The sequence below is a fragment of the Faecalispora jeddahensis genome (assembly GCF_000577335.1).
In the GTDB taxonomy this organism is placed as follows: domain Bacteria; phylum Bacillota; class Clostridia; order Oscillospirales; family Acutalibacteraceae; genus Faecalispora; species Faecalispora jeddahensis.
This window is the reverse complement of the sequence record NZ_CBYL010000006.1, coordinates 12,713-24,990: the sequence shown is the minus strand read 5'-3', so window position 1 is coordinate 24,990 and position 12,278 is coordinate 12,713. Positions and strand designations below refer to the sequence as shown.

The window sequence follows — 12,278 nt, the reverse complement described above, 5'->3', positions numbered from 1 at the left end:
ATTGCGCCCGGGTCGTGACCCGGGCGCATATTTTTGATTTCAAATAATTTGATCTGGAGAATACAAATGATGCCCTGCCAGGCGATTACCAGCCGAAAAAATGAAATAATAAAGACTGCCGCAAGGCTGCGGGATTCCGCTTCCTTTCGACGGGAGCAGAACACCTTTCTCGCGGAAGGCGCGCGTCTGTGCGCCGATGCGGCCGACAGCGGTCTTTTGATCCATGGCGTGTTCTACACGGAGCGGGCGGGGGAAAAGTACGCTTCTTATCTGGAACGGATTTTCCCGAAGGCGGAGCAGATGTATCAGATTGCCGATTCGGTGGCGGAGCTTTTAAGCGATACCCGTCAGCCGCAGGGCGTGTACTGCACGGCGGAGCTGCCTAAGCGTACCGCCGCGGCAGAGCTTGGGCAGAGCAGCTGCTACCTTGCGCTGGAGGAAATTCAGGACCCGTCGAATCTCGGGGCGGTTCTGCGCACAGCGGAAGCGCTCGGCGTTTCGGGAGTGGTGCTGGCCGGTTCCTGCTGCGACCCTTACGGCGCGAAGGCGCTGCGCGCCGGTATGGGCGCGGTGTTCCGTCTGCCTCTTTATTTTGAGGAAGACCTTGCACTTTGTGTGCGCCGTTTGCGTGAGCAGGGCTTTTTTACCGCCGCAGCCGTTCCCGCGGAGGATGCTTTACCGATCACCCGGGTTTCTTTTCCTCCCGCCGTTCTGCTGGCTGTGGGGAACGAGGGCGCGGGACTGTCACAGGAGGCCATCGCCGCCTGCGAAGCGCGCGTTACCATCCCGATGCTCGGAAGAGCCGAATCCCTGAACGCGGCATCGAGCGCCGCCATCCTGATGTGGGAGATCATGAGAACGCGGGGGAGATTGGAATGAGTTGCGAAACAGCTTTCTGGGTGTGGCTTCAGCATGGCCTTGGCGCGGGCAGCGGCAAGGTCAGCCGTGTTCTTTCCTGCTGTACCGGCTTGCGGGAATTCTGGGAGGCCGGCCCGCAGTTCTGGAAGCTTCAGGGCTTTTTTACCGCGCGGGAGCTGAGCGCTCTGCGCGCTTTTACCCCGCAGGACGCCCAGCAGATCATCGACTGCTGCGAGAAGTCGGGCATCCGTCTGCTGACGCCTGAAGAGGAGGAATATCCCCGCTCTTTATGGGAAATCGCAAATCCGCCCTGCGTGTTGTATGTCAAAGGGCAGCTTCCCGCGGTAGATGAGATGCCTGCCATCGCGATGGTCGGCACGCGCGACGCGACCATCTCCGGCAAGAAAATCGCTTTTTCCCTTTCCTATCAGCTGGCCCGCGCGGGTACAATTGTAATCAGCGGCGGTGCGCGCGGAATCGATACGGCGGCCCACAAGGGCGCGCTGCAGGCGCAGGGCAAAACAGTCTGCGTGCTGGGCTGCGGCCTGGATTATCCGTATCTGATGGAAAACGCCGGTCTGCGGGACTGGATTGCCGAAAGCGGCGCGGTGATTTCAGAATACCCGCCCGATATGCCCGGCTCTAAAGCCGCGTTCCCGATCCGCAACCGGATTATCTCCGGCCTTTCCTGCGGTGTTCTGGTGGTGGAGGCTGCCGCGAAAAGCGGCTCCCTGATCACGGCGGATCTGGCCCTGGAACAGGGGCGCGACGTTTTCGCGGTTCCCTGCGGAATCGATAACCCCGTTTCGCGCGGGGTCAATACGCTGATCAAAAACGGTGCGGTGCCGGTCAGCAGCGCCGCAGAGCTTTTGGAGCAGTACCTTGACCGTTTTCCGGGGAAAATACGGATGTCCGGCCGCGAAAATCCCGATGTGCCGTTTGCCGTGATTCCCGAACGCCGTCCTGCACAGGTGGTACAGCCTGCCGCGGTGAAACGAAAGGCTCCGCAACGGCAGAAAGCAAACGCTTTTTCCGAGCTGATTTCCGAGGATATCCCCGATTTGCTTTCCGATCTGCCGCACGGCTCTTTCGATCGTGAGTTACCCGAGCCTCAGCCGAAACTGCCGCTGACGGCGGCAGATGCGTCGGAGGACGCCATACTGCTCGATTCCCTGCTGACGAAGGAAGCGGTTCATCTGGCTGTTCTGGGGCAGCAAAGCGGACTTGCCCCGCAGCGCGTACTGGCAGCCCTGACGGAGCTGGAGCTCCTTGGCCGTGTGCGTCCTCTTGGCGGCGGAAGGTATTGCTGCTCGTGACAAATTAATTTATTTATGGTAAGCTTTGTGAAAACCGTCTGATTTCAGCCGGCTTTCACAGTGCTTAATGGTCTGTAGGTGGCAGTAATTTCCATTTATTTTTCTCTGCCCCCTTGCGTTAATCCATTTGAGTGGATACAATCTTAAAAGAAAGAGGTGGTTTCTATATGTCAAAACTGGTGATTGTTGAGTCACCTGCCAAGGCAAAAACAATCAAAAAGTATTTAGGCTCCGGTTACGAAGTCGTCGCATCGATGGGACATGTTCGCGACCTGCAGGAGAACCGTTTGAGCGTGGATATAAAGAACGACTTTAAACCCAAGTATGAGATTATCAAAGGAAAGGAAAAGCTGGTTCAGGAGCTGAAGAGCGCGGCGGAAAAAAGTGAATCCGTATTGCTCGCAACCGACCCTGATCGTGAGGGAGAGGCAATCTCCTGGCACCTTGCCTATATTCTGGATCTCGATACCACTCTGCAAAACCGCATTACCTTTAATGAAATCACAAAGACCGGCATCACAAACGGAATGGAGCATCCCCGCTCCATCGATCTGGATTTGGTCAACGCCCAGCAGGCCCGCAGAATTCTGGATCGCCTGGTGGGCTATAAGCTCAGCCCGTTTTTGTCGCAGAAAATCCGTCGCGGGCTTTCCGCGGGCCGCGTGCAGTCCGTCGCTGTCCGCCTTGTCGTTGACAGGGAAGAGGAAATCCGTGCCTTTGTGCCGGAGGAATACTGGAGCATCGACGCAAAGCTGATCCCGAAGGGAGAGCGAAAAGCGTTTGCTGCGGCCTTCTATGGGGATGCCAACGGAAAAATCAAGATCACCAATCAGCAGCAGGCGGATGAAATCCTGAAAAGCCTTGAAAACGCGGAATTCTTCGTCTCTAAGGTGAAAAAGGGTTCGCGCAAAAAATCCCCCGCGCCGCCGTTTATTACCTCTACCCTGCAGCAGGAGGCCTCGCGCAAGCTGGGCTTTCAGGCCCGCCGCACGATGAAGGCGGCTCAGGAGCTGTACGAGGGCGTTGAGATCGAGGGCATGGGCGCCATCGGTCTGATCACCTATATGAGAACGGACTCGCTGCGTATTTCGGAGGATGCGATCCACGATGCCACGGCCTATATTGAAGAGCGCTGGGGCAAAAAGTATCTGCCGGATGCCCCCCGTCACTTTAAAACAAAGGCCAATGCACAGGACGGTCATGAGGCGATTCGCCCCTCTACTCCCAGCATTACGCCCGAACAGGTCAAAAACAGCCTGACCAATGACCAGTATAGACTATATAAGCTGATCTGGGAGCGCTTCATCGCCTGCCAGATGGCCAACTGCCTGCAAAGCACAACGCAGGCGGATATTACCGCTGGGGAGTACCTCTTTAAGGCCTCCGGCTATACCGTCACGTTCGACGGCTTTACCGTGCTGTACGAAGAGGGCAAGGATGAAGAAACCGAGCAGGGCGGTGCGTTGCCCGTGCTGACGCAGGATATGCCGCTCAAAAAGAAAGAGCTTGCCGGCAACCAGCACTTTACTCAGCCGCCGCCGCGCTACACGGAAGCGTCGCTGATCAAGGCGCTGGAAGAAAACGGAATCGGCCGCCCGTCTACCTACGCCGCGACCATTTCCACCATCACGAGCCGTGAATACGTTGTGCGCGACGGAAAAGCGCTGCACCCCACCGAGCTGGGGGAGGTTACCACGCAGCTGATGCGCGAGCGCTTCCCGAAGATCGTCAACGTCAAATTCACCGCGCAGGTGGAAAAGGATCTGGACACCGTTCAGAGCGGCGAAACCGATTGGGTGCAGACCCTGCACAATTTCTACGGCGATTTTGAAAAGACTCTGAAAAAGGCCAAAGAGGATATGGAAGGGGTCAAAATTCAGCTCAAAGAGGACGAAACCGACGTCATCTGTGAAAAATGCGGACGGCATATGGTGGTCAAGGTGGGGCGCTACGGCAAGTTCCTGGCCTGCCCCGGGTACCCCGAGTGCAAGAATGTGAAGAAGCTCGTCGTGGAAAACGGCGCGGAATGCCCCAAGTGCGGCGGCAAGGTCGTTGTGAAGAAGACCAAAAAGGGCCGTGTGTTCTATGGCTGCAGCGAATACCCCAAGTGCGATTTTGTTTCTTGGGATGAGCCCACCATGGAGAAGTGCCCGCGGTGCGGCAAAACGCTGCTGCGCAAAAAAGGAAAAACACCGAAGCTGTATTGTGTAACGCCTGACTGCGGCTATGAGAAAGTGGAAGAACAATGAAAATATCTGTCATAGGGGCCGGTCTGGCCGGTTGTGAGGCGGCCTGGCAGATTGCCTCTCGGGGAATCAAGGTGGATTTGTACGAAATGAAGCCGGTTCACTACACTCCCGCCCACAAAAACCCCGGCTTTGCAGAGCTGATTTGTTCCAATTCGCTCAAGGCCGAGCGGGTTTCCAGTGCCGCCGGTCTGCTGAAAGAGGAAATGCGCCGTCTGGGCTCTTTGCTGATGCAGTGTGCGGACAAGGCCCGCGTGCCGGCCGGCGGAGCGCTGGCGGTAGACCGCGACATTTTTTCCGCGCTTGTTACCGAGCAGATCCGCAGTCACCCTTTGATCCGCGTTCACACGGAAGAGGTGCAGAGCATCCCGGACGGCGGCATCCGCGTGGTTGCCACCGGGCCGCTCACGGCGCAGGCCCTTGCGGATGACATTGCGATCTTCTGCGCCGGCAGCCTCAGCTTTTACGACGCTGCCGCGCCCATTGTCACGGCAGAAAGCCTTGACATGGACGCGTGCTTTTCCGCCTCGCGGTATGACAAGGGAGGCGACGACGCGTATCTGAACTGCCCGATGAACAAAGAGGAATATGAACAGTTTTATGACGCGCTGGTATCCGCTGAACGCGCGCCGGTGCACGGCTTTGATGTGGCCGACCCCAAGGTGTACGAGGGCTGCATGCCGGTAGAGGTGATGGCCGGGCGCGGGCGCGATACGCTGCGTTTCGGGCCGCTCAAGCCGGTCGGTCTGCGCGACCCCAAAACGGGGCACCGCCCCTGGGCGGTGGTTCAGCTTCGCCGCGAGAACGCCGCCGCAACTCTGTATAATCTGGTGGGCTTTCAGACCAACCTGAAATTCCCGGAGCAAAAACGGGTGTTCGGGCTGATCCCCGCGCTGAAAAATGCCGATTTTGTCCGCTATGGTGTGATGCACCGCAACACGTTTGTCAATTCGCCGAAGATCCTGTACTCCGATTTCAGCCTGAAAGCGGACCCGAATCTGTTTTTCGCGGGCCAGCTTACCGGAGTGGAGGGCTACATGGAATCCGCGGCCTCCGGGCTGATGGCCGGGTGGAACGCCGTACAGCGTCTGCTGGGGCAGGATACCGTGATTCTGCCGCGCGAAACGATGATCGGTGCGCTGAGCCGGTACCTGGTGGAATGCGATCCGGCGCATTTTCAGCCCATGGGGGCGAATTTTGGGATTCTTCCGCCTTTTGAAAAACAAATTCGTGATAAAAGAGAACGGTACGAGGCATTGGCACAGCGATCTTTGGACATGCTTCTACCATATATCAAGAAAGACGTTGCTGTGATGGGAGGTTTTTCCGATGAAAATCATTGTTGATGCGTTCGGGGGCGACAATGCGCCGCTTGAAATCCTGAAAGGCTGTGAGGCCGCTGTCAAAAGTCTGGACATCGATATCATTCTCACGGGCCGGGAAGACGAAATCCGACAGGTTGCCGAAGAAAACCAGATTTCTCTGGAGCGCATGGAAATTTTCGATGCCCCTCAGGCGCTTACGATGGAGGACCATGCGGGCGCGATCATGAAGGAAAAGAAAGATTCCTCCATGGCGGAGGGACTGCGCCTGGTTGCCGAGGGTAAGGGCGACGCCTTTGTGTCCGCGGGCAACAGCGGTGCGTTGGTGGTTGGCGCCACCATGATCGTCAAGCGCATCAAGGGGATCAAACGCGTTGCCTTTGCCCCCATGGTACCCGGCAGCAAGGGCTTCTTTATGCTCATCGACAGCGGCGCCAATGTAGACTGCCGCCCCGAAATGCTTTTGCAGTTCGGCATTATGGGCTCCATTTACCTCGATAAGGTGATCGGCGTGAAAGATCCCCGCGTCGCGCTTGCGAATGTCGGTACGGAGGATCATAAGGGCGGCGAGCTGCAGCATCAGGCGTTCGCCATGCTCAAGGAGTCCAAGCTGAACTTTATCGGCAACATCGAGGCGCGTGATATTTCGAACGACGGCGCGGACGTTGTGGTGGCGGATGGCTTTACCGGCAACATCATCCTGAAAATGTTTGAGGGTGTTGTCTCGATGGTCATGGGCAAGTTTAAGGAAGTGTTCACCAAGAACCCCAAAAACAAAATGGCGACAGCATTGCTTCTGGGGGACATGACCGCGCTGAAAAAATCCATGGATTACAATGAATACGGCGGCGCGCCGGTGATCGGTGCATCGAAGCCGGTGTTCAAGGTACACGGCAGTGCTAAGGCGCGCACGGTGGAAAGCGCCCTGCGTTTGACCAAGGCCTATGTGGAAAAGAATGTAACAGAGGAAATCAAGCGTGCCATCTCCGATCAGGAGTAGTACGATATCTCAAAGTAGGATGAGGGAAGGAGTGTGCGTATGCAAAGGCCGAGCTTCAAAGATTTAGAAGAAAAACTGCAATACCATTTTCAAAACCCGCAATATCTGATTACCGCCATGACCCATTCCTCTTATGCAAATGAGGTGAAATCGGGCGGACACAGCAACGAGCGTCTGGAGTTTTTGGGCGATTCCGTGCTGAGCATCGTGGTGGCGGATTACCTGTTTAAGCACTGCCCGAATCTGCCGGAGGGCGAGCTGACGAAGAACCGTGCGGCGTTGGTATGCGAAAAGGCGCTGTGCGGATTTTCCCGCCAGCTGGGGCTGGGGGAGTATCTTCTGCTCAGCCGCGGCGAGCAGAATTCCGGCGGGCGCCAGCGGTCGTCGATTCTCGCGGATGCGTTTGAGGCCTTGATCGCCGCGATCTATCTGGATGCCGGATTGGAAAAAGCGAGGGAATTCATTTTGCGCTTTGTTCTGCCGGTTCTGCAAACCTCCCGGCCCAAAGCGTTTAAGGATTATAAAACCTCTTTGCAGGAGATCATCCAGCAGAATCCCGAAGAGCAGCTCGAGTATGTGCTGATCGGCGAAAGCGGCCCCGACCATGACAAGCACTTTACCGTTGAGGTATGTCTCAACAGCAACGTGATCGGCAAGGGCGGCGGGCGCAGCAAGAAAGAGGCGGAGCAGCAGGCTGCCCGCGAAGCGCTGGAGCTGATGGGCTATTGAAGCACGCAAATGTGGCGATCTTTGTTCCCCATGCGGGCTGTCCGCAGCGCTGCTCCTTCTGCAGCCAGAACAGCATCACGGGCCAGGAACGGCTCCCCACGCCGGATGAGGTTCTTAGAACCCTGAAAACAGCCGAAGAAAATCTGAAAGAAAAAAGCCGTTTCGCAGAAATTGCTTTTTTCGGCGGCAGCTTTACAGCAATCGACCGAGGCGATATGCTCGCTTTGCTGGAAGCCGCCGCTCCTTCTGTCAGGGATGGGGTTTTCTCGGGAATCCGCATTTCCACCCGGCCCGATGCGATTGATGAAGAGGTGCTGGAGTTGCTTTCCCGGTACGGGGTCACGACGATCGAGCTAGGCGCGCAAAGCATGGATGACAGCGTGCTGCAGCGCAACCGGCGCGGCCATACGGCGCAGCAGGTACGCCAGGCATCAAGGCTGATTCAAAGCGCGGGCTTTTCCCTTGGCCTTCAGATGATGACGGGCCTTTGGGGCGACACTGCCGCGGGCGCGATGCAGACGGCGCGGGATTTTGCCGAGCTTCGTCCGGACTGTGTGCGGATTTATCCCACCGTTGTGATGAAGGGCACGGAGCTGGCTCTTAGATACCAGTCGGGCGAATATGTTCCGATGGGTCTAAAAGAAACCGTGGAGCTGTGCTGTGACCTGCTTGAGTTTTTTGGGAAACATTCTATTCCGGTGATCCGCCTTGGGCTTCACAGCTCGCCTGAAATGCAGCGTGACCGCGTTGCGGGGCCTTGGCACCCGGCGTTCCGCGAGCTTTGCGAAAGCAGGCTCTTTCTGCGCCGGCTTCTTGCTTTTCTGGAACAGGAGCGAATTTTGCCGGGGCGTGTCGAAATCCACGTCTCACCGCAGTGGGTTTCCAAGGCGGTGGGGCAGAGCCGGTGCAATCTGCTGGAGCTCTCCCGACGAGGCTACCAGGCGCGCGTGGTGCCTAACCCGTCAGTAAGCTCATCTGAATTTCTGACCTTTTCTCAGGATAACGAGTTTCCGGCGAAAGAGTAAAATAAGAGTGAAGAACCGCTTTGAAAAAGCTGCCGATTTCTTCCGCGCCGCAGGCGGAGAAGAAATCGCCGTACTTTATCATCGGGCTATTTGAAATGAATTGACACAGTATCCTTGCTCCGCCGAAAGCGGGGAAGAACCAGCAAGCATTGAGTTGCGGTTATGATGAAAGATCAGGATCAATCCGAAAGCAGGTGAACACGAGTGCTGTTAAAGTCTTTGGAGCTTCAGGGCTTTAAGACCTTTCCCGATAAAACGGTTTTACAGTTTGACCGCGGCATCACCGCCGTGGTGGGGCCGAACGGCAGCGGAAAAAGCAACGTCAGCGACGCCATCCGCTGGGTGCTGGGCGAGCAGTCTGCCCGTGTGCTCCGCTGCTCGAAAATGGAGGACGTGATTTTCGGCGGAACCCCGGCGCGCAAGGCGCAGGGCTATGCGGAGGTCACTCTTACCTTTGACAACGCCGACCGCCAGCTGGAGTTTGACAGCGATCAGGTCGCCGTTACCCGCCGGTACTACCGTTCGGGGGATAGCGAGTACCTGCTCAACAAAAACACCGTGCGCCTGCGCGATATTCACGAGCTGTTTATGGATACCGGCATGGGGCGCGACGGCTATTCGATGATCGGGCAGGGCAAGATCGACAGCATCGTTGCCGCCCGCAGCGAAGACCGGCGCGAAATTTTTGAAGAAGCCGCGGGGATTTCCCGTTTTCGTTACCGAAAGGGCGAATCGGAACGGCGGCTGCAACAGGCGCAGGAAAATCTGGTGCGCCTGCACGACATTTTCTCTGAACTCGAAGCCCGGGTCGGCCCCCTGCGCGAGCAGGCGGAAAAAGCCAAACAGTATTTGGAATTCGCCGAGGAAAAGCGGACGCTGGAAATCGGCCTGTGGCTGAATACGCTGGGGCGCTCCGGTCAGATTCTGCGCGACTACGAAGATAAGCTTCTTCTGGCCCGCGGGCAGCAGGAGGAAATCGATAAGCGCGCCGCGGAGCTGGAAAAACAAATTGAAGAAAACTATCAGGCAGTCAACGCCTGTACCGCCCATATGGACGAGGCGAGAACATTCGCTTCCTCCAAAGAAGAGGAAGCCGCCCGAAAGGACGGCGAGGCGGCCGTTTTAGAGAACGACCGAGAACATAACCGGCAGAATCAGGAGAGGATTCTGCACGAGCTGGAAAACTCCTCCCTTTCCGATGAAGACCTGCGGAAAGAGATCGAAGAAAAACAGCGTCAGATCGAAGAAAAAGATCAATTTGTACTGGGCCGGCAGGAAGAGGTCACCGGCGTCTCTAAACGGCTGGAGGAGCTGCGCGGCTCGATGGAGCAGTATTCCGGCCAGATGGAGGAGCAGACCCGCCGCCTGACACAGCTGACAGCGGATGTATCCCAGGCAAAAATCCGCGAGATGACGGCGGTCACCGCCATTTCTGAAATCGAGCTGCGCCGCGCCACCGTACAGCAGGCCCTGCAGTCGCGGGAGCAGCAGAAGCAGGAGCTGGAGTCGGAGGAGCACGAATGCGTCGCCCTGCTGCAAAAAGCGGAGGATACCATCGCCGCGCTGACCAACACGGCCCGCGGCTTTGAAATGCGGCTCGAATCCCGGCAGAAACGCCTGGAAGAAGCCCGCGGAAAAAGCGAGAAGCTCCGGCTGGACGCCGGGGAGCAGGCCCGGCGCGTCAAGCTGCTGGAAGAGATGGAACGCAATCTCGAGGGCTTTGCGCACAGTGTCAAAACGGTGATGAAGGAGGTCGGGCACGGCAGCCTGACCGGAATTCACGGCCCGGTTTCGCGGCTGCTGCAGGTTCCCGCCGAGTACGCTACCGCGGTGGAAACGGCTCTGGGGGCCGCCATGCAGAATATCGTGGTGGAAACCGAGCAGGACGCAAAACGTGCGATCAACCTCTTAAAACAAAAGGATTCGGGGCGCGCCACCTTCCTGCCGATCTCGACGATTCACGGGAACCTTCTGCAGGAGCAGGGACTTTCCGATTGCTCGGGGTTTGTCGGCGTCGCGTTCTCCGTTTGCGGGTGCGACTCAAAGTATGAGGGCATCATGCGCTCGCTTCTGGGGCGCATCGTGATTGCGGAAGACCTCGACAGCGCCGTCGCGATTGCGAAGCGTTTTTCCTACCGGTTCCGCGTGGTCACGCTGGACGGTCAGGTGGTCAATACGGGCGGCTCGCTCACCGGCGGTTCTCTGGCGAAAAACGCCGGGCTGTTAAGCCGTACGGCGCAGATGGAGCAGGCCAAAAAACAGGCCGCGGCGCTGTCGCAGAAGGCAGAGGAGGCCGAGGCCGCGCTCAAAGCGGCGCAGGCGGAGTTTTCCGCCGCGCAGGCATCCCTGTCCGCTTCGCAGGCCGAGCTGAGCACAGCCAAAGAGGACCGTGTGAATCTGCAGGCCGAATACGGGCGGGTACGCGCCGAACGGCAGTCGCTGGAAAGCGGCGCAAAGGAGCTTGCGGCGGAGCAGCAAAAGGCCGAGCAGCGCCTTCTTGAGCTGCGGCAGCAGAAGGAGCAGGCTCTGCGAGACGCCGAAGCGCTGGAAGAGCAGATCACTGCCCTGCGCCAAAGCGTCAGTCAGATGACCGGCGACCGCGAGGAGCTGGACAAACGCTATCAGGCTTTGACGGATGCTCTGCAGGAGGCGCGCATGACGGCGCTTTCCGCCGAGAAGGAAAAAGAGGCGCTCGCCGCCGCCGCACAGGAATTGGAGAACCGCCGCCTGAATTACGCCGGGCTGGCAGAGCGTCTGAACCAGGAGCTTTCGCAGCTTCGGGAAAAAGACTGCGCGCTCGAACAGCAGGCGCAGCAGCTTCGGCTTCAGGCAAAAGACCTGCGGGATGCCGCCGCCGCTTCCCGCGAGAGCGTGGAGAGTATTGCCAAGCAGCGGGCTGACTTGGAAACACAGGCCGCGCGGCTGCGGGCCGAGGAGCGCGAGCAGTCATCCGCGCGGGATACCATCGGGCAGGAGATGGCCCGATTGGAAGAGCGGCGCGCCAACGTGCAAAAGGAATATGATGAAATTATTTCCCGTTTGTGGGAAGAATACGAACTGACCCGGCGGGAGGCCGAAGAGATCAGCCCGCGCCTGGAGGACGTTTCTACCGCGAAAAAACGCCTGAACGAACTCAAAGGCAAGATCAAAGCGCTCGGCACGGTGAACGTGGCCGCGGTGGAGGAATACAAAGAGGTCTCGCAGCGGTACGAATTCCTAAAAGAACAGATCAAAGACGTGGAGAAATCCCGCGACGAGCTGCGGCGCCTGATCGGCGAGCTGACCCAGAAAATGCAGGAGCTGTTTTTGCAGCGCTTTGAAAAAATCCGGCAGAATTTCTCCGAAACGTTCCGCTCTCTGTTTGGCGGCGGTACTGCTCAGCTGACGCTGAGCCAGCCAGAGGATGTGCTCACCTCTGGAATCGAAATTTCCGTTCAGCCGCCAGGGAAGATCGTCACGCATCTGGAGTCGCTTTCGGGCGGCGAAAAGGCGCTGGTGGCCATCGCGCTGTATTTCGCCATTATGAAGGTCAATCCGCCGCCGTTCTGCGTGCTGGATGAAATCGAGGCTGCGCTCGACGACGTGAACGTGGACCGCTTTGCGGGCTACCTGCGCGGCATGAACCAAAAAACACAGTTTATTGTCATTACGCACCGCCGCGGAACCATGGAAGAAGCGGATGTGCTGTACGGCGTGACCATGCAGGATGAGGGCGTTTCAAAGCTTTTGGAGCTGCGTGCCTCTGAAATTGAGCAGAAGCTTGGAATCAGGCAGGGATAGTG

8 protein-coding genes are annotated in these 12,278 nt (G+C 57.8%); all 8 read left to right on the top strand.

Annotation, left to right across the window (positions count from 1 at the left end):
- The first annotated feature begins 66 nt into the window (after window positions 1–66).
- The 8 genes from TY09_RS03705 (at window position 67) to smc (ending at window position 12,276) form a co-directional block, all read left to right on the top strand.
- On the top strand, window positions 67–879 hold the full coding sequence (locus tag TY09_RS03705) for a TrmH family RNA methyltransferase (protein ID WP_042431335.1): 813 nt from the start codon (window positions 67–69) through the stop codon (window positions 877–879).
- A complete protein-coding gene (gene dprA, locus TY09_RS03700) occupies window positions 876–2,174 on the top strand; it encodes a DNA-processing protein DprA (protein ID WP_042431333.1) in 1,299 nt (432 codons plus the stop codon). The genes TY09_RS03705 and dprA overlap by 4 nt, the downstream gene beginning before the upstream one ends.
- A 167-nt stretch (window positions 2,175–2,341) precedes the next feature.
- Window positions 2,342–4,423 carry a type I DNA topoisomerase gene (gene topA, locus TY09_RS03695; protein WP_009064086.1) on the top strand — a complete coding sequence of 694 codons (2,082 nt, stop codon included), beginning with the start codon at window positions 2,342–2,344 and terminating at the stop codon, window positions 4,421–4,423.
- On the top strand, window positions 4,420–5,766 hold the full coding sequence (gene trmFO, locus TY09_RS03690; protein ID WP_042431330.1) for a methylenetetrahydrofolate--tRNA-(uracil(54)-C(5))-methyltransferase (FADH(2)-oxidizing) TrmFO: 1,347 nt from the start codon (window positions 4,420–4,422) through the stop codon (window positions 5,764–5,766). Before topA ends, trmFO begins: the two co-directional genes overlap by 4 nt.
- Window positions 5,750–6,742: a phosphate acyltransferase PlsX gene (gene plsX / locus TY09_RS03685; RefSeq protein WP_009064203.1), complete on the top strand. Its 993-nt coding sequence runs from the start codon at window positions 5,750–5,752 to the stop codon at window positions 6,740–6,742. The genes trmFO and plsX overlap by 17 nt, the downstream gene beginning before the upstream one ends.
- 39 nt (window positions 6,743–6,781) lie before the next feature.
- Window positions 6,782–7,471, top strand: a complete 690-nt coding sequence (gene rnc / locus TY09_RS03680; protein ID WP_009064051.1) for a ribonuclease III — start codon at window positions 6,782–6,784, stop codon at window positions 7,469–7,471.
- A complete protein-coding gene (locus TY09_RS03675) occupies window positions 7,468–8,496 on the top strand; it encodes an elongator complex protein 3 (protein ID WP_042431328.1) in 1,029 nt (342 codons plus the stop codon). Before rnc ends, TY09_RS03675 begins: the two co-directional genes overlap by 4 nt.
- A gap of 204 nt (window positions 8,497–8,700) precedes the next feature.
- Window positions 8,701–12,276, top strand: coding sequence for a chromosome segregation protein SMC (gene smc, locus TY09_RS03670; RefSeq protein ID WP_042431325.1), 3,576 nt, complete (start codon window positions 8,701–8,703; stop codon window positions 12,274–12,276).
- The last annotated feature ends 2 nt before the right edge of the window (window positions 12,277–12,278 follow it).

Bases quoted from the DNA above. Each gene is read 5' to 3' on its own strand.
- dprA (WP_042431333.1), top strand. From the start codon at position 876: ATGAGTTGCGAAACAGCTTTCTGGGTGTGGCTTCAGCATGGCCTTGGC.
- rnc (WP_009064051.1), top strand. From the start codon at position 6,782: ATGCAAAGGCCGAGCTTCAAAGATTTAGAAGAAAAACTGCAATACCAT.
- trmFO (WP_042431330.1), top strand. From the start codon at position 4,420: ATGAAAATATCTGTCATAGGGGCCGGTCTGGCCGGTTGTGAGGCGGCC.
- TY09_RS03705 (WP_042431335.1), top strand. From the start codon at position 67: ATGATGCCCTGCCAGGCGATTACCAGCCGAAAAAATGAAATAATAAAG.
- topA (WP_009064086.1), top strand. From the start codon at position 2,342: ATGTCAAAACTGGTGATTGTTGAGTCACCTGCCAAGGCAAAAACAATC.
- plsX (WP_009064203.1), top strand. From the start codon at position 5,750: ATGAAAATCATTGTTGATGCGTTCGGGGGCGACAATGCGCCGCTTGAA.